The sequence below is a fragment of the Shewanella sedimentimangrovi genome (genome assembly GCF_017354965.1).
In the GTDB taxonomy this organism is placed as follows: Bacteria; Pseudomonadota; Gammaproteobacteria; order Enterobacterales; family Shewanellaceae; genus Shewanella; species Shewanella cyperi.
This window is the reverse complement of sequence record NZ_CP071502.1, coordinates 2,388,726-2,405,218: the sequence shown is the minus strand read 5'-3', so window position 1 is coordinate 2,405,218 and position 16,493 is coordinate 2,388,726. Positions and strand designations below refer to the sequence as shown.

General features: G+C 55.1%; 15 protein-coding genes and 8 tRNA genes. 19 read left to right on the top strand and 4 right to left on the bottom strand.

Annotated elements, in window-relative coordinates:
* Positions 1-24 precede the first annotated feature (24 nt).
* Complete coding sequence (locus JYB85_RS10450; RefSeq protein ID WP_207379255.1) at positions 25-1,317, top strand: cytosine deaminase; 1,293 nt, start codon at positions 25-27, stop codon at positions 1,315-1,317.
* A gap of 77 nt (positions 1,318-1,394) precedes the next feature.
* Here the strand turns inward: JYB85_RS10450 and JYB85_RS10445 are convergent, their stop codons facing one another.
* Positions 1,395-2,720 carry a Na+/H+ antiporter family protein gene (locus tag JYB85_RS10445; RefSeq protein ID WP_207379254.1) on the bottom strand — a complete coding sequence of 442 codons (1,326 nt, stop codon included), beginning with the start codon at positions 2,718-2,720 and terminating at the stop codon, positions 1,395-1,397.
* Positions 2,721-3,006: 286 nt separating this feature from the next.
* Here JYB85_RS10445 and JYB85_RS10440 point away from each other — a divergent pair, with 286 nt between their 5' ends.
* The gene (locus tag JYB85_RS10440; protein ID WP_207322766.1) at positions 3,007-3,612 is read left to right on the top strand and encodes a peroxiredoxin; all 606 of its coding nucleotides are present in this window, start codon (positions 3,007-3,009) and stop codon (positions 3,610-3,612) included.
* A gap of 78 nt (positions 3,613-3,690) precedes the next feature.
* Here the strand turns inward: JYB85_RS10440 and rnt are convergent, their stop codons facing one another.
* The gene (gene rnt, locus JYB85_RS10435; RefSeq protein ID WP_207379253.1) at positions 3,691-4,368 is read right to left on the bottom strand and encodes a ribonuclease T; all 678 of its coding nucleotides are present in this window, start codon (positions 4,366-4,368) and stop codon (positions 3,691-3,693) included.
* A 142-nt stretch (positions 4,369-4,510) separates the two neighbouring features.
* On the opposite strand from rnt, the gene JYB85_RS10430 reads away from it, so the two are divergent.
* The 17 genes from JYB85_RS10430 to JYB85_RS10350 all read left to right on the top strand — a co-directional run bounded on the left by JYB85_RS10430 (position 4,511) and on the right by JYB85_RS10350 (position 13,541).
* Positions 4,511-5,380 (top strand): flagellar protein MotY, encoded by an 870-nt coding sequence (locus JYB85_RS10430; RefSeq protein WP_207379252.1) that lies wholly within the window; start codon positions 4,511-4,513, stop codon positions 5,378-5,380.
* 730 nt (positions 5,381-6,110) lie between these two features.
* Positions 6,111-6,512: a tol-pal system-associated acyl-CoA thioesterase gene (ybgC, locus tag JYB85_RS10425; protein WP_228730077.1), complete on the top strand. Its 402-nt coding sequence runs from the start codon at positions 6,111-6,113 to the stop codon at positions 6,510-6,512.
* Positions 6,502-7,191 (top strand): protein TolQ, encoded by a 690-nt coding sequence (gene tolQ, locus JYB85_RS10420; protein WP_207379250.1) that lies wholly within the window; start codon positions 6,502-6,504, stop codon positions 7,189-7,191. The genes ybgC and tolQ overlap by 11 nt, the downstream gene beginning before the upstream one ends.
* Positions 7,188-7,625: a protein TolR gene (tolR, locus tag JYB85_RS10415; protein ID WP_207379249.1), complete on the top strand. Its 438-nt coding sequence runs from the start codon at positions 7,188-7,190 to the stop codon at positions 7,623-7,625. Before tolQ ends, tolR begins: the two co-directional genes overlap by 4 nt.
* A 3-nt stretch (positions 7,626-7,628) precedes the next feature.
* Positions 7,629-8,606 carry a cell envelope integrity protein TolA gene (gene tolA / locus JYB85_RS10410; protein WP_207379248.1) on the top strand — a complete coding sequence of 326 codons (978 nt, stop codon included), beginning with the start codon at positions 7,629-7,631 and terminating at the stop codon, positions 8,604-8,606.
* Between the two features lie 9 nt (positions 8,607-8,615).
* Positions 8,616-9,941 (top strand): Tol-Pal system beta propeller repeat protein TolB, encoded by a 1,326-nt coding sequence (gene tolB, locus JYB85_RS10405; protein WP_207379247.1) that lies wholly within the window; start codon positions 8,616-8,618, stop codon positions 9,939-9,941.
* A 24-nt stretch (positions 9,942-9,965) separates the two neighbouring features.
* Positions 9,966-10,508 (top strand): peptidoglycan-associated lipoprotein Pal, encoded by a 543-nt coding sequence (gene pal / locus JYB85_RS10400; RefSeq protein ID WP_207379246.1) that lies wholly within the window; start codon positions 9,966-9,968, stop codon positions 10,506-10,508.
* Between the two features lie 30 nt (positions 10,509-10,538).
* A complete protein-coding gene (gene ybgF / locus JYB85_RS10395; protein WP_207379245.1) occupies positions 10,539-11,276 on the top strand; it encodes a tol-pal system protein YbgF in 738 nt (245 codons plus the stop codon).
* 137 nt (positions 11,277-11,413) lie between these two features.
* A tRNA-Lys gene (locus JYB85_RS10390) sits at positions 11,414-11,489 on the top strand.
* 23 nt (positions 11,490-11,512) lie between these two features.
* Positions 11,513-11,588: transfer RNA gene (locus JYB85_RS10385), tRNA-Lys, on the top strand.
* Between the two features lie 35 nt (positions 11,589-11,623).
* A tRNA-Lys gene (locus JYB85_RS10380) sits at positions 11,624-11,699 on the top strand.
* Positions 11,700-11,727: 28 nt separating this feature from the next.
* Positions 11,728-11,803 (top strand) — tRNA-Lys (locus tag JYB85_RS10375).
* 36 nt (positions 11,804-11,839) lie between these two features.
* Positions 11,840-11,915, top strand: a tRNA-Lys gene (locus JYB85_RS10370).
* A gap of 20 nt (positions 11,916-11,935) precedes the next feature.
* Positions 11,936-12,011: transfer RNA gene (locus JYB85_RS10365), tRNA-Lys, on the top strand.
* A gap of 33 nt (positions 12,012-12,044) precedes the next feature.
* Positions 12,045-12,120 (top strand) — tRNA-Lys (locus JYB85_RS10360).
* Between the two features lie 36 nt (positions 12,121-12,156).
* Positions 12,157-12,232 (top strand) — tRNA-Lys (locus tag JYB85_RS10355).
* A gap of 124 nt (positions 12,233-12,356) precedes the next feature.
* Complete coding sequence (locus tag JYB85_RS10350; protein ID WP_207379244.1) at positions 12,357-13,541, top strand: DcaP family trimeric outer membrane transporter; 1,185 nt, start codon at positions 12,357-12,359, stop codon at positions 13,539-13,541.
* A 51-nt stretch (positions 13,542-13,592) separates the two neighbouring features.
* Here the strand turns inward: JYB85_RS10350 and JYB85_RS10345 are convergent, their stop codons facing one another.
* Both JYB85_RS10345 and JYB85_RS10340 read right to left on the bottom strand, forming a co-directional pair.
* Complete coding sequence (locus tag JYB85_RS10345) at positions 13,593-15,119, bottom strand: HD domain-containing phosphohydrolase (RefSeq protein ID WP_228730076.1); 1,527 nt, start codon at positions 15,117-15,119, stop codon at positions 13,593-13,595.
* A gap of 14 nt (positions 15,120-15,133) precedes the next feature.
* Positions 15,134-16,483 (bottom strand): ATP-binding protein, encoded by a 1,350-nt coding sequence (locus JYB85_RS10340; RefSeq protein ID WP_207379243.1) that lies wholly within the window; start codon positions 16,481-16,483, stop codon positions 15,134-15,136.
* Positions 16,484-16,493: the final 10 nt, after the last annotated feature.

The window sequence follows — 16,493 nt, the reverse complement described above, 5'->3', positions numbered from 1 at the left end:
GACTCAGCCCAAGGGGATGCGGGTATGCAGGATTTATTGATCACCAATGTGATACTGGAAGAGGGCGGCGAGCTTAAGCAGATCCTTATCGAGTCTGGCCGCTTCAAGGCCATACTCCCTGTGACAGACAGCTTGGACTTCCAGGGCGAGCGGCTCGATGGTGAGGGTGGACTGGCCATGGCGCCATTCTGTGAACCCCATATTCATCTCGACACCACCCAGACCGCGGGTTCGCCCAGTTGGAACCAGTCGGGCACCCTGTTTGAAGGCATAGAGCGCTGGGCCGAGCGCAAGGCGCTGCTGTCTGCCGAAGATGTGAAGGCCCGTGCCATCGCCACCCTTAAGTGGCAGATTGCCAACGGGGTCCAGCATGTGCGCAGTCATGTGGATGTGTCGGATCCCAAACTGGTGGCCCTCAAGGCCATGCTGGAGGTGCGCAGCGAAATGGCGCCCTGGGTGGACTTGCAGCTGGTGGCCTTTCCCCAGGAGGGCATACTCTCCTATCCCAACGGCAAGGCATTGCTGGAAGAGGCGGTGCAGCTTGGCGCCGACGTGATAGGCGCCATTCCACACTTTGAATTCACCCGTGAATACGGAGTGGAATCGCTGCATTTCGCCTTTGAACTGGCACAGAAATACGACCGCCTGCTGGATATTCACTGCGATGAGATAGACGATGAGCAATCGCGGTTTGTGGAAACCGTGGCCGCGCTGGCGCTGCGGGATGGCATAGGTGAGAAGGTGACCGCCAGTCACACCACCGCCATGCACTCCTATAACGGCGCCTATGCCTCGCGGCTGTTCCGGCTGCTGAAAATGTCCGGCATTAACTTTGTCGCCAACCCGCTGGTGAATATCCACCTGCAGGGCCGTTTCGACGACTACCCCAAGCGCCGCGGCATCACCCGGGTCAAGGAAATGCTCGCCGCCGGCATCAACGTCTGTTTTGGTCATGATGATGTGTTCGACCCCTGGTATCCGCTCGGCACGGCCAATATGTTGCAGGTGCTGCACATGGGGCTGCACGTATGCCAGCTGATGGGGTATGAGGATATCAATCAGGGACTCAGGCTTATCGGCAGCCATTCTGCCCGCACCCTGAACCTTTCCGACTATGGCATTAAGGAAGGCAACAGCGGCAATCTGATCATCCTGCCGGCCAAAAATGGCTTCGACGCCCTGCGCCGTCAGGTGCCGGTACGCTTCTCGGTGCGCCGTGGCAAGGTGATTGCCAGCACAGTGCCGGCCAGTACCCGGCTGTTTCTGGAAGGTGAGGAGCGGGTGGATTTCAGCCAGCCTGTGCCGCCCAGCCTCTGAGTTAACTCCACTCAGTAGACTGGATTGAGCAATAAAAAAGCGCGGTATTAACCGCGCTTTTTTGGCCCTGTGACGTGCTAAAGCACCATGGCCGCTATCCAGCCGAAGATCAGCAGCGGAATATTGTAGTGAATAAAGGTTGGGATCACGCTGTCACGCATATGATCGTGCTGGCCGTCGGCGTTAAGCCCTGCGGTGGGGCCAAGGGTAGAGTCCGATGCCGGCGAGCCGGCGTCACCCAGGGCCGCGGCCGTGCCCACCAAAGCTATGGTGGCCGGTACCGAGAAGCCGAAGGACAGCGCCAGGGGCACATAGATGGTGGCTATGATGGGAATGGTGGAGAAGGACGAGCCTATACCCATGGTGATCAGCAGCCCCACCAACAGCATTAAAAAGGCCGCCAGCGGCTTATTATCACCTATGAGTTCACCCAGGGAGCTGACCAGGGTCGCCACTTCGCCGGTTTGTTTAACTACTGCTGCAAAGCCTGCGGCTGCAATCATGATGAAACCTATGCTGGCCATCATGCGCACGCCCTGGCTGAAGAGGTCCTGATCGCCCACGTGTCTCAGGGCGCCGGAGAAGCTGAAGATCATAAAGCCCACCAGGGCGCCGAAAATCATCGAGTCGGTCTTAAGCTGCACCGCCAACGTGGCGGCAATGGCCAGCAGGGCCGTGATGATGGAGCGGCGATTCAACTCGGTGGCTATCTCGGGTTCCGCGGCCAGGATCTCCTGCTCCCGGTAGTCCCTGGGCTTGCGATAGCTCACCAGTACCGCCAATGCCAGACCCAGTAGCATGCCAAGTGCCGGAATGATCATGGCGCCGGGTACCTGTTCGCGTACGGCGTTGAGACCATTGGTATTGAGATTGGCCAGTAATATGTCATTGAGGAAAATGCCGCCAAAGCCCAGCGGCAGCACCATATAGGTGGTAACCAGGCCGAAGGTGAGCACACAGGCCACCAGGCGCCGGTCGAGGCGCAGCTTGGACATCAGGTGCAACAAGGGCGGCACCAGGATAGGTATAAAGGCGATATGAATTGGCAGCAGGTTTTGTGATGATACCGCCATGGCCCCCAGTGCCAACAGCAACAGGCGCCGCATCCAAATCAGTTCTTTGGCATTGGCATCTCGTCCCAAACGACTTATCACGGTGCGGGAAATCAAGGTGGTCAGCCCCGAATGGGACAGGGCGACGGCAAAGGCACCGAGCAGGGCATAGCTCAGGGCAATCTGCGCGCCACCGCCCAAACCATCGTTGAAGGCACCTATGGTGGCGTCCAGGGTCATGCCGCCCAACAGACCGGCCACCAGGGCACTCAGGGTCAGGGCAACAACCACGTTAACCCGCGCCAGGCTCAAACCCAGCATCAGGCACACGGCAATCACAACAGAATTCATGTTAAGGTCAACACCGGCTAATTAACAGAAGGGCTATTGATGACAGGCTTTGACGCCACTGTCCAGTATCAGGATTTCGATTGCGGCATAGGTGGTCAATTGCGGCTTATTCCGGCTGCCGTGGCAGCACAAAGGCCAAGTTCAGGCTCGCTGTCCAGTAGAACGCTGCAAAAATGTGATATTGATCCTAAATGGGTTGTAAGGCGCGTGGCAGCACTTATAATGCTGAATATCTGAAAGGATTTGTCATTTTATCCCTAGCTCAATCCATAGATGGAGGTAACAAATGAGCGTATTAGTAGGCCGTCCGGCCCCTGACTTTACCGCTGCGGCAGTTCTGGGTTCCGGCGAAATCGTTGACAGCTTTAACCTGACTGCAGCCATCAAGGGCAAGCCTGCCGTAGTCTTTTTCTATCCTCTGGATTTCACTTTCGTGTGCCCATCTGAGCTGATCGCCTTCGATCACCGCATGGATGAGTTCAAGAAGCGCGGTGTGGAAGTGATCGGTGTATCCATCGATTCTCAGTTCACCCATAACGCCTGGCGTAACACCCCGGTAGAAAAGGGCGGTATCGGCCAGGTGCAATACACCCTGGTTGCCGACGTTAAGCACGACATCTGCAAAGCCTACGATGTTGAGCATCCTGAAGCCGGTGTGGCCTTCCGCGGTTCTTTCCTGATCGACAAGAATGGCATGGTACGTCACCAGGTAGTGAACGATCTGCCACTGGGTCGTAACGTTGACGAAATGCTGCGTATGGTTGACGCGCTGCAGTTCCATGAAGAGCACGGCGAAGTGTGCCCAGCCGGTTGGGTAAAAGGCAAGAAAGGCATGAGCGCCAGCCCAGACGGCGTTGCGGCTTACCTGGCCGAGAATGCTGAAGAGCTGTAATAGCCGCTGGTGTTAATAAAAAAGCCGCCCAATGGGCGGCTTTTTTTATGCGACGGTTCAGCTGTCTTATTCTATGGATCAGCTGTCGCTGCCCGCCTCGTTGTCGGTATCGTCGGTTAAAGACGCGGCCAGGGGCCAGCCGCCCAGGGCCTTCCAGCGGTTGACTATATAGCAGAACAGCTCGGCGGTACGCTCGGTATCGTACAGGGCGCTGTGGGCCTCGCGGTTGTCGAACGGAATGCCTGCCATCTGGCAGGCCCTGGCCAGCACTGTGTGCCCCAGCGCCAGGCCCGACAGACAGGCGGTATCGAAGGTGGCAAAGGGGTGAAACGGCGAGCGCTTGATGTCGTTGCGCTCAATGGCCTTGCTGACAAAACCATGATCGAAAGAGGCGTTGTGGGCCACAATAATGGAGCGATGGCAATCGGCGGCCTTCTGGGCCTTTTTGACCGTCTTGAAGATTTCCAGCAGGGCTTCTTTCTCGCTGACGGCGCCACGCAGTGGATTGGTGGGATCTATACCGTTAAAGGCCAGGGCCGCAGGTTCCAGGTTGGCACCTTCGAAGGGCTCGATATGAAAGTGCAGTGTCTGGTCGAGGCCAAGATTTCCTTCGGCATCCATTTTCAGCAGGGTGACGGCAATTTCCAGCAAGGCGTCGGTCTGGGCGTTGAAACCTGCGGTTTCCACGTCTATGACAACCGGGAAATAGCCCCGGAAGCGGTACTTGAGCAGGTTGGCCTTGTTAGCGTCGGTCATCGGAAATCCAGGGAAATGAACAAGGGCGCTATTATGCTAAATGCCATCGGGCCTGTCATGTCCGATTGCTGTAAAACTGAGCTAAAGAACCCAAGTAAATGGCCGATACCACAGAAGTAACCCGGAACGGACGAGAATGGCTATGTGGCGAAAACTTCTTTTGTTGTCTTCTTTGCTGATGCCCGCCATGGCAAGCGCGGAATTACGCCACTATGTGGCTAACCTGGATGAATCCCAATGGCGTCTGAGTGCTGCCAGCCCCATCATGTGCCGCCTGGAACATGATATTCCGGCCTATGGCAAGGCGGTGTTCACCAGTCAGGCCAGCAAGGAGCTGAACCTGGCCTTCAGCCTCGACATGTGGTCCAAACCCGATGCCGCCACCTCGGCTACCTTGATGAGCAGGGCACCGGCCTGGCGTCCCGGGGTGAATTCCCATCCCATTACCGAGCTCAGGTACCAGAAGTATTTCAGTGGCGAGGTGCCCAAGAAGGCGGCCTGGTCCATGCTGACCGAACTGGAGCGGGGCATGGAACCCACCTTTTATTATGCCGATTGGTACAATAACGAAAGCAAGGTGGCAGTGGGCCTGTCTTCCGCCAACTTCAAGCGCAAATACAATGAATTCAAGGCGTGTCTGGCAAACCTCTTGCCCTACAGCTTTGAGGACATTTCCTTTACCGTGCTCAACTTCGAGTCCGGTGGCAGCGAACTGAGTCGCTTTTCCAAACAGCAACTGTCACGTATTCAGGAATACCTGAGCTATGACCCCGAGGTGCAACTGGTGCTGATTGATGCCTACACCGACAGCTACGGTGGTCGCACGGTCAACAAGAAGGTCAGTGATCAGCGGGCCGACAGTATCAAGAGCTATTTCCTGGAAAAAGGCATTCCCGATGACAGGATCATGACCATGGGACACGGCGAAAGTCGTCATGTGGCATCCAACGACTCGGTGGATGAGCGGGCCCGTAACCGCCGCGTAGTCATCCGCATCAGCAAGCCCATGTAATACAGGAATAAATGAAAAAAGCACCGCCATTGAGCGGTGCTTTTTTTTGAGTGCAGAGTCTGTCCCGGAGGATAAGGTCGGGTGGAAAAAGGTTGTGACGACAGTGAAAATCGACAGATAAAAAAATGCCCGCTTGGTTTCAAGCGGGCAGCAAAAATAATGCATTGCAATCAACAAATTGAAGGAAGGAAGTCAAGCATAAGAACCAGGGATAGAACCGACGTCGTGGACACCGGTTCAGGTGTTCTTGTTTTCAATACCCGTTGGGGAGGGCACTTCCTGAAAACGCGCTCATTCTAGCCTTGGTTATCAGGTCGGACAAACTAGAAAAATTGCCCTGATTCATTAGTAAAACTAATCATTGTAATGAGCGAATAGCCTATTATGCGGGGTTATGCGGCATGTTGTGATGTTTTAATCAGTTATTCGGCATAAAAAATCATATCTTGAATGGCGTCCGGCTTTAAACGGGCGTTTGCCTTTTTTATAGCCGGTCTTGCGGGTTTTATCTGTTGTCTTGCCCGATGGTAGGCTTGAGCTTACCGATTGCTGCGGGAGATGGCCGACGAACCTGAGCCTATCTGCATAATTCAATATGACTGGCAAGGGGGCGCAGGCCATTTTGCTGCTTTTATTTCTTTGCATGTGGGGCTGGACCTGCCATTCACAATCTGGCGGGGGATCGGTATAGTAGGGCTCAATTTTGTATGTCCGGAAAATGGTTTTGACCGTGTTTAACTGGCCAATTTCAGTCTATTACGAAGATACAGACGCGGGTGGCGTGGTGTATCACTCCAATTATCTCAATTTTTTTGAACGGGCCCGTACCGAATGGCTGAGATCCCTGGGGATCAGTCAAACCGCCTTGTTGCAGGATGACATCGCCTTTGTGGTACGGCGTGCGGAGCTGGATTTTCGTAAGGCCGCGAGATTTGAGCAGAACCTTATGGTGCAAACCAGGGTCATAGAGTTGAAAAAGGCGTCGCTGGTGTTTCATCAGCGACTGATTGATGGTGATGATATTTGTTACTGCGAAGGTACCATTTTGGTGGCCTGCGTGGCTTTATCGAAAATGCGTCCCCATGCAATTCCCCCATTCATAGCGCAGGAGTTTACCCAAGGTGCAAGCTGATATTTCTTTTATAGGGTTGTTTCTTCAGGCCAGTGTGCTGGTTAAATTGGTGATGTTGGCCTTGCTCGGCTTATCCGTGATGTCCTGGGCCGTCATATTGCAGCGCCGTAATCTGCTGAACTCCGCCCGCAGCAAATCACTCAAGTTTGAAGACAAGTTCTGGTCCGGTGTTGATCTCAACCGTCTGTATCAGGAACTGTCGGCCCGTACCGAGCACAACTCGGGGCTGGAAGCCATGTTTGTGGCCGGTTTCAAGGAATATTCGCGCCTGTCACGTCTGAGCGGCAAGGTGCCCGGCGCCGTGATGGACGGTAGCTACCGCGCCATGCGCGTGACCCTGTCCCGTGAATTGGAAAAGCTGGAAACCCATTTGCCTTTGCTGGCGACCATAGGTTCCACCAGTCCCTATATCGGCCTGTTCGGCACAGTGTGGGGGATTATGAACTCCTTTATCGCCCTGGGCGCGGTGGAAAATGCCACCCTGGCCATGGTGGCTCCCGGTATCGCCGAGGCCTTGATTGCCACCGCCATGGGTCTGTTTGCCGCTATCCCGGCCGTTATTGCCTATAACCGCTTCTCAACCCAGGTGGAGAAAATTGAGGGCAGCTACGCCAACTTTATGGAAGAGTTTTCCAGCATTTTGCACCGTCAGGCCTACAGCGAGAAGGAATCGGCATGATGCAGGGCTACCAGCGCAAGCGGCGCCGCCCCGTGGCCGAGATTAACGTGGTGCCCTACATAGACGTGATGTTGGTGCTGCTGATCATCTTTATGGTGACGGCCCCCATAGTCACCCAGGGTGTCAAGGTGGACTTGCCCACCGCCAGTGCCGAACCACTGCCGTCCGACAGCAAGCCACCGGTTATCGCTTCCATCGATGCCGAAGGCAACTATTACCTGGATGTGGGCAGCACCAGCAATTATCAGATATTGGAGTTGGATAAACTGGCCGAAGAAGTGGCCGCCATACTCCTGATTGACCCTGAGCGTCCGGTGGTGGTCAAGGGCGATCGCAGCATTCCCTACGAGAAGGTGATCCAGTTGATGACCACCTTGCAGGGCGCCGGTGTGCCTTCCGTCGGCTTGATGACAGACTCACCCAAAGAGAAATAAGGTGTGGCAGTGAATTCAGACTTTAAGCTTCCACTTATCATTTCAGCTGCAATTCATGGCGGCGTGATACTTATCCTGGCGCTGGGCATAGACTTCCAGCACACACCGCCGCCGATGCCGGCGGCCAGTGCCCCCGCGGTCCAGGCCGTGGTCATTGACTCGGGCAAGGTGGCGGCGCGGGTGGAAGAGCTCAAGCAGCAAAAGCGTGATGAGGAAAGGCGTGAACGTGCCCGTCAGGAAGAGCTGGAACGCAAGGCCGATGAAGCCAAGCGCGCCCGTGAGCTGGAGCAGGAACGGATCCGCAAGCTGGAAGCCGAGCGCAAGCAGAAAGAAATTGAAACCCAGAAGGCCGCCGACGCTGCCAAGGCTGCCAAGCTGAAGGAACAGCAGGAAAAGGAAAAGGCCCAGAAGGCCGAAGCCGAACGCAAGCAAAAGGAAAAGGAACGTCTGGCCGAGGAGCAGGCCGCCAAGAAAGCCGCCGACAAGCGTAAGGCGGAGGAAGAGGCTGCCCGTAAGGCCGAGGAAGAGCGCAAGCGTAAAGAAGCCGAACGCAAAGCCAAGGAAGAAGCCGAGCGTAAACGCAAGGCCGAGGAAGATGCCAAACGCAAGGCGGCCGAGGAAGCCAAGCGCCGCGAGCAGGAATTGGCCGACATGATGGCCTCTGAGCAGGACACCATCAATGCCGCCAAAAACCAGCAGGTGATGTCTGAACTTAGCCGTTATCAGGCGATGATTGCCAGCACACTGCAGCGCAACGTACAGAAAGAAGACAGCATGCGCGGCAAGAGCTGTGAAATGGTGGTGAAGCTGGCAAAAGACGGCTTTGTGATCAGCAGCCGCGTCAAGCAGGGCGATGCCCAGGTTTGCCGGGCCACCCAGGCCGCCATCCAGAAGCTGCAACGCTTGCCCGTGTCGCCTCAACCCGAGGTGTACGAGAAGATGAAAGAACTGAACATTATTTACAAACCCGAGTTCAATTAAGGGAGCTACATGAAACTTTTGCTTAAATGCGCGCTGCTGCTCGCGGCAGTGCTGAGCGTACCGGCCCGGGCGGCGCTGGACATAGTGATCACCGACGGTATCGATGCGGCCCGCCCCATCGCCGTCATGCCCTTCGTCTGGCAGGGCACAGGCCCGGTGCCATCACAGATTTCCGATGTGGTGGCCTCGGATCTGACCCGCAGCGGCACCTTCAAGCCACTGGATGAACTCAATCTGCCACAACGTGGCTTGACCTCGGTGAAGCAATTCAACGCCAAGGCCTGGAGTGGTATGAATGCCGAGGCCCTGGTGGTCGGCGCCATCAAGCCCTTTGGTCCGGATCAGTATATGGTGACCTTTGACCTTATCGATCTGGTCAAGGCCCAGCTGCCAGGTAATGGCCCCCGCGCCATGGAAGAATTGTTGCTCGACAGTCGTGAGACTGTGATAAGTGCCGCGCAGTTCCGCCAATATGGCCACAGGATCAGTGACATAGTCTATGAAAAGCTCACAGGGATCCGCGGTGCCTTCCTGACCCGCATCGCCTACGTGGTAGTCAATCACAACGAGAAATTGCCCTATAAGCTCATGGTTGCCGATTATGACGGCTACAACGAGGTCATGTTGCTGCGCTCGCCCGAGCCCTTGATGTCACCTTCCTGGTCTCCCGATGGTCGTCGTCTGGCCTATGTCAGCTTCGAAAACCGGAAAGCGGAAATCTATGTGCAGGACATTTACAGCCAGAACCGGATCAAGGTCAGCAGTTTCTCCGGTATCAACGGGGCTCCGTCCTTTTCTCCCGATGGCAAGACCCTGGCGGTGACCCTGTCCAAGGACGGCAATTCGGAAATTTACACTATTAATATCGACACCAAGGCCATCAAGCGCGTGACCAACCATTACGCCATTGATACCGAACCTTCCTGGTTCCCTGATGGTCGCTCGCTGCTGTTCACGTCAGAGCGGGGTGGTCGTCCACAGCTCTATAGCGTAGAGTTGGCATCAGGAAAGATCAGTCGCTTAACCTTCGAGGGCGAGTGGAACCTGGGTGGCTCCATCACTCCCGATGGTCGCAGCCTGGTGTTTGTAAACCGTACCAACGGTAAGTTCAACATAGCCCGGATGGATTTGGAGACCCGCTTTATGCAGGTGCTGACCTCCACCCGTCTGGACGAATCTCCCAGTGTGGCGCCCAATGGCACCATGGTGATCTATGGCACCACACACCAGGGCCGGCAGGTGCTCGCTGCCGTGTCCACAGATGGACGCTTCAAGGCAAGATTGCCGGTGGGGCAGGGTGACGTGAAATCACCCGCTTGGTCACCGTTTCTGTAACAGTTATCAAAGAAGGATTAGTAAATGGAACTCAACAAATTGCTCAAAGCCATGCTGATTGTGGTACCTGCCCTGGCGCTGGGTGCCTGTAGCTCCACCGATTCTACCACTGACGCCACCGGCGGCAGCGGTTCCATGGGCGGCAGCGACAGCAGCATGATGGGCGGCGGCGTTGAAACCGGTGGCGTATCTCCCATTCTGTCCCCCGAAGAGCAGCAGCGCCAGATGGCAGAACAGCTGCGCCGCGAGCACATCATCTACTTCGATTTTGACCGCAGCGAAGTGCAGGGTGAATACGTGGACATTCTCAATGCCCACGGTAACTACCTGTTGGAAAACCCAAGCGTACGGGTGTTGATAGAAGGTCATTCCGACGAGCGCGGTACTCCCGAGTACAACATTGCTCTGGGTGAGCGCCGCGCCAAGGCTGTGGCCAAGTATCTGCAGGCCATGGGCGTGCAAGCCGGTCAAATCAGCATAGTGAGCTATGGTGAAGAGAAGCCACAGGACATGTCACGCACAGATGATGGTTTTGCCAAAAACCGCCGTGCGGTACTGGTTTACTGAGGATAACCCCAAGAGACAGGATAGAGATTGATGAATAAAAGCGTATTGGCAATGGCGTTGTTGCTGGCCGGCACTGTGGTGCAGGCGGCTCCGGCGCCGGTGGAAGATCTGGGTGGTGGCAGCCTGGACGAGCGTATCGCCCGTCTGGAGCGCATGGTCAAGGCCAAGCAGCAGACCGAATTGGATTTGCTGCGTCGGGTGGACACCCTGCAACAGGAAGTGCTGGATCTGCGCGGCTTGACCGAACAGCAGAACTATCAGATCAATCAGATGCTGCAGCGTCAGCGTCAGCTCTATGATGAGATTGCCAATCTGTCTGCCCAGCCGGCCCAGGCCAGCAGCAGTGCTGCGGCGACGCCGGCGGCGGCTGCAGCGCCGGATGCCAGCCTCGACGAGACGGCGCTGTATGAGCGGGCGGTCAATCTGGTGCTCAAGGAACGTCAGTATGACGAAGCCACCGATGCCTTCCGCGGTTTCATCAAGCAATATCCTGACTCCACCTATGCTGCGAATGCCAACTACTGGCTTGGACAGTTGCTCTATAATAAGAACCAACTGGATGAAGCCAAGCAGGCGTTCACCGCTGTGGTCAATCGTTTTACCGATTCAAGTAAGCGTGGCGACAGCATGGTTAAGCTGGGTCTGATTGCCGAAAAATCCGGCGATAAAGCCGGCGCTAAAAATTGGTATCAGAAGGTACTGAAAGAGTACGCAAACAGCGCTGCGGCGCGGATTGCACAGCAGCAGCTAAGTGCTTTAAAAGGTTAATTAACTAAAAAACATACTCTTAGTTTGTTTTTCATGCAGACGGCAAAAAATAGGGAATTTGCGCTTGCATGCAAAGATGAAAAAGGTATTATAGGCGCCCTCGGAGCGGCTCAGACCGTGACGGGGGCAAATTGAATGGGTCGTTAGCTCAGTCGGTAGAGCAGTTGGCTTTTAACCAATTGGTCGAAGGTTCGAATCCTTCACGACCCACCACTTCAACTTGTCCGTTTATCCGCGGGTCGTTAGCTCAGTCGGTAGAGCAGTTGGCTTTTAACCAATTGGTCGAAGGTTCGAATCCTTCACGACCCACCACTCCAAGTGTTGTTCCGGATAAACCATTGCCTAATGGGTCGTTAGCTCAGTCGGTAGAGCAGTTGGCTTTTAACCAATTGGTCGAAGGTTCGAATCCTTCACGACCCACCACTTTTGGTGGGCCAGGCAAACACAAAATGGGTCGTTAGCTCAGTCGGTAGAGCAGTTGGCTTTTAACCAATTGGTCGAAGGTTCGAATCCTTCACGACCCACCACTCTTTTTAGAGTGCACATTCCGCGGTACCTCAGATGGGTCGTTAGCTCAGTCGGTAGAGCAGTTGGCTTTTAACCAATTGGTCGAAGGTTCGAATCCTTCACGACCCACCATCATCGCCGGAACACAATACGGGTCGTTAGCTCAGTCGGTAGAGCAGTTGGCTTTTAACCAATTGGTCGAAGGTTCGAATCCTTCACGACCCACCACCCTTGCGCCGGGGTACAGGCCAAATCTTTTGCGGGTCGTTAGCTCAGTCGGTAGAGCAGTTGGCTTTTAACCAATTGGTCGAAGGTTCGAATCCTTCACGACCCACCACTCTTTCAAGAGTGCACATTCCGCGGTACCTCAGATGGGTCGTTAGCTCAGTCGGTAGAGCAGTTGGCTTTTAACCAATTGGTCGAAGGTTCGAATCCTTCACGACCCACCATTATTTCTGCTTCCAACATCCGTTGTTTTCTACTTTGGTCTCATAGACCTATTGCTAATATAACCCTGCTGTTTATTTGTTCATATTGCTGTTGACCAATAATAACAATCAGGGAGCAAGCTCAATGAAACAAGCACCAGTATCAATTGCACTGGCAGCAGCACTTATGACGCTGGCCGGTGGCGCCAATGCCGAAGCGGGCAAAACCGACTTTAAGTTTGGCGGTTACATTAAAGCTGATGTGATGTTCAGTGATTACAGCAATGGCGCACCGGATTCGGGATATTTATCCCGGCAGTTTTATGTGCCAGGCACTATCTATGGCAAGGCCGGCAACGGTGAGCAGGTGGTGGATTTCCATGCCAGAGAAAGCCGGTTTAACTTTAAAACCACCACGGATTTGGATGGTCATACTCTAAGTGGGTTTATTGAACTGGACTTTATGACCCATACCGATGGTGACGAGCGGGTATCCAACAGTTACTCGCCCCGCATTCGCCATGCCTTTGTCAGTTACGATAACTGGACCATGGGTCAAACCTGGACCACCTTCCAGAACCCGGGCGCTTTGCCTGAAAACCTCGATTTCGTCGGTGCCGCCGATGGCACGCCCTTCGTGCGCCAGACCCAACTGCGCTATACCAATGGCGGCTTCCAGTTTGCGATAGAAAACCCTGAAACCACGATCAGCGGCTCCGAAGTGAAGGAAAATGGCAGCCTTGTAGGCTATGCCAACGGTAAAGACAGGATAGTCGGCGGTACTGGCATGCTCCCCGACATGGTTGCGCGCTATAACTTCAAAACAGAGGGTGGCGCTTCATTTTCCGTGGCGGCGATTGGTCGGCAGCTGACCCTTGAAAAACTCAACATCGATGACACTGTGTTGGGCTATGGTGCCAGCTTCTCAGGTGTTATTCCTGTGGGACAGGATGATATTCGCTTCACCGCTACCTGGGGTGAGGGTCTGGGACGTTATCTGGGGCTCAATTTTGCCAATGCCGCCATGATAGATGCTGATGGTGATCTCGATACCATTGGATCCTACGGCGGCTTCATTTCATATCGCCATTGGTGGAATGACAAGTGGCGCTCCAGTTTCACTGTCTCCGGCATGTCGGTCGATAACGATGTCGATATTACCGGCAGCAACATCAATAAGGATGCCTATTCGGGCTACGTCAACCTGTTGTATTCCCCAAGCAAGCCGCTGACCTTCGGTGTGGAATACATGTCTGCCACCAACAGCAAGGAAAATGGTGTTGATGGTGATTTGAACCGGGTTATTTTCTCGGCCAAGTACGTGCTTTGACAGGGTAGGATAGAAAATAAAAAACGAAGCTTAGGCTTCGTTTTTTTCTGTCTAGTAATCGGGGTAGCGGCTGCGTACCTCCTGGCACAGGTCGAAATTGTCCAGCAGCACCTGCACCAGTGACGGATCAAATTTTTTGCCGCTCTGCTCCAACAGATAGGCGCGGATCTTGGCAGCAGGCCAAGGGGTCTTATAACTGCGTTTGGAACCCAGGGCGTCAAACACATCCACCAGGGCCATAATTCTCGCCTCCATTGGGATATCTTTGCCCTTGAGGCCTTCGGGATAACCGCTGCCATCCCAGCATTCATGGTGGTAGCGGGCCAGGGTGGCCCCCATGCGGGCAATGGGCAGGGAGGAGCGTGACAGCAAGGAGCCACCCACGGTGGCATGACTTTGCATAATGGCCCATTCTTCGGGATCCAGCGGACCGGGCTTGTGCAAAATCGCTTCGGGTGTGGTGACCTTGCCGATATCGTGCAGCGGCGCGGCAATTTTGATGGCATGGACGAAGGAGGGCGGCAGCCCCAGTTTTTCGGCAATGAGTTCGCACAGCAGGGATACCCGTTTCACGTGTGAGCCGGTTTCCTTGCTCCTGGCCTCAATGGCGTCCCCCACTATGTACATCAGTTCGTGCTGGGTCTGCTCCTGCTGGGCATGGGTGACCAGGCTTTCCAGTACCAGGGCCAGATTGTTGGCGAACAGCTCCGCCAGGGAGGAATTAAAACTCTCACTGTGTTCGTTGTACTCGATATACAGCACCGAGGAGGTATCCTGACTGGTGGCAAACACCCCGACAAAAATGCCGTTTTCATTGCTGCTCTTGCCGTTGCGAAAGGCGTTATCGATTCTGTTTCGGACTGCGCCTGGCAGGTTATCGACCTGTTCCCCCTGATCAAAGCGGCCACAACTGGCCAGGGCCACTTCCTGCTCTTCCTGATAGAAGTTTTTCTCCCGCCGCACTATGTAGAGTGCCGAACTGTCCATGTCCATCAGGGATAACAGATTGGCCAGTGCTGCGCTGGCAAACTTGCTCAGGTCACGGATCTTCAATATGTCGGTGGAGCATTCTATCAGGCGGCGGAAGGCTTCCAGGCTGCGCTGTATTGTGACTATGTCGCGGTAGCCCCGGATAGCAGTATACACAGCGGTGACCAGCTTCTGGGCCGTCAGCTCGGTCTTGGTTTTATAGTCATTGATGTCGTAGCGGGTGATCACCTGATCCTCTGGTGCCAAACCCGCCTGGCCGGTTCTGAGGATCAGGCGTATGGTGCTGTTTTTCAGCTCGTTACGTATCCAATCCACCAAGGTCAGGCCGGCGTCGTCCTGCTCCATCACCACATCGATAAAGGCCATGGCAAATTCGGTGTCGCCGCCAAGCAATTCCCTGGCTTCGGCCGCCGACATGGCTGAGTGCAGCTGCAAGGGTCTGCCGAGCACCTGCTTGCGGGCCAGCACCAGGCGTGAGATCTGATGTATGGCGATTTCATCATCCACTATCAGGATATGCCAGGGTTGCTCCCGGAATGCTGTGGCTTCCGGCATCTGCTTGGTTTTGAAATTGGTTTTGAACTTCACTGTTGACACTCCAATCAGGTTCCGACGGCACGTTCTGGCTCGCCTGTCATGGCAAGATCGGCAAAGCTGTAACTGAGGCCAAAGCCGGGGGCATCATCGAGCAACCTCACCCGTCCCTTGAGCTGTTGATTGACCAGATTGAACACAATTGACATGCCCAGCCCCACTCCACCCTTGTGCCTGGCCGTGGTGTAGAAGGGTTCGAACAGGTGCTTTTTGCTTTCGCTGGTCAGGCCGCAGCCATTGTCGCAGTAAATGATTTCGTACAGGCCATCGGGACTGCGCCGGCCCTGGATGCTGATCCTGTGGGGACCCGGGCCATTGAAGCCATGCTGGACGCTGTTGCTGACAAGGTTGGTGAGGATCTGGGCGTGTGTCCCGGCGATGGTTTCCAAATGCCAATCCTCGGGAATATCGAGCTCAAGCTCGGCCTGAACCTGCTTCAACAAAGGCTTGAGGGTCAGCGTGGCCTGTTGATAGTAAGTGGCGATATCCAGCAGACTGCGCTCGCTGGAGTGCTGATCGGCGGCGGTGCGGCGGAAACTTTGCACCAGTTCCACCGCCCGCTCCAGATTGAGCCGCAGCAGCGGCATGGCCTCCTGGGACAGAAGCAGGAAATCGCTCAGATCCTGCTCGCTCAGTTCCTGGCTGGCAAACTGCCTGGCCAGGTTTTCCAGTTGCTCTTCCAGCAGGCTCTGGGTGGTGATGGCCACCCCAAGGGGCGTATTGACTTCATGTGCCAGCCCGGCCACCAGATTACCCAAGGCGGCCATTTTTTCCGACTCAATCAGATGATGTTGAATTTCTTTTAGCTCTTCGGTGGCCTGAGCCAGATGGGCGGTACGTTCGCGGATGAGTTTTTGTAGTTGCTGCTGGGCGCTGAGGGCCTTTTCTTCCTGGTCAACCCGCTCCATTTCGGCCTCGATTCGGCCGGAGAAAAGTTTAAACAGCGCCAAAGTCTTTTGCTCATCTTCTATGGGCTGGTGATACATGGCGACTATGATGCCCATAACAGTGCCGTCGAGGCTGTGCAAGGGCGTGCCTATGTAGCCTTCCACCTTCATCTCCAGCAGCAGGGTATCGGCCGGGTAGGCGGCACAGACATCGCTTGGGTAACAGCAAATGCTGTCATCTGCGGCATTGGCGCAGGGGGTACCCACCAGGCTGTAGCTGATGTTGTCCACCAGGGTGTCACCCGCCGCCAGCGCCAGGGTATGGGCGCAGTTATTGACCCGGTCGATGCGGGCCACCAAGGTAAAGTCAGCCTTGACCGCCTGGTGCAGGGCCTGGGTAATGGTATTGAAAAACGCCTGACCGCGGGTATTGGAGACGCTTTCAATAATGGTTTTCAACAGTGTTTCCATTGATGCATTC

Bases quoted from the DNA above. Each gene is read 5' to 3' on its own strand.
- JYB85_RS10445 (WP_207379254.1), bottom strand. From the start codon at position 2,720: ATGAATTCTGTTGTGATTGCCGTGTGCCTGATGCTGGGTTTGAGCCTG.
- JYB85_RS10340 (WP_207379243.1), bottom strand. From the start codon at position 16,483: ATGGAAACACTGTTGAAAACCATTATTGAAAGCGTCTCCAATACCCGC.
- ybgF (WP_207379245.1), top strand. From the start codon at position 10,539: ATGAATAAAAGCGTATTGGCAATGGCGTTGTTGCTGGCCGGCACTGTG.
- JYB85_RS10430 (WP_207379252.1), top strand. From the start codon at position 4,511: ATGTGGCGAAAACTTCTTTTGTTGTCTTCTTTGCTGATGCCCGCCATG.
- rnt (WP_207379253.1), bottom strand. From the start codon at position 4,368: ATGACCGACGCTAACAAGGCCAACCTGCTCAAGTACCGCTTCCGGGGC.
- JYB85_RS10350 (WP_207379244.1), top strand. From the start codon at position 12,357: ATGAAACAAGCACCAGTATCAATTGCACTGGCAGCAGCACTTATGACG.
- JYB85_RS10450 (WP_207379255.1), top strand. From the start codon at position 25: ATGCAGGATTTATTGATCACCAATGTGATACTGGAAGAGGGCGGCGAG.
- pal (WP_207379246.1), top strand. From the start codon at position 9,966: ATGGAACTCAACAAATTGCTCAAAGCCATGCTGATTGTGGTACCTGCC.
- JYB85_RS10440 (WP_207322766.1), top strand. From the start codon at position 3,007: ATGAGCGTATTAGTAGGCCGTCCGGCCCCTGACTTTACCGCTGCGGCA.
- tolB (WP_207379247.1), top strand. From the start codon at position 8,616: ATGAAACTTTTGCTTAAATGCGCGCTGCTGCTCGCGGCAGTGCTGAGC.
- tolR (WP_207379249.1), top strand. From the start codon at position 7,188: ATGATGCAGGGCTACCAGCGCAAGCGGCGCCGCCCCGTGGCCGAGATT.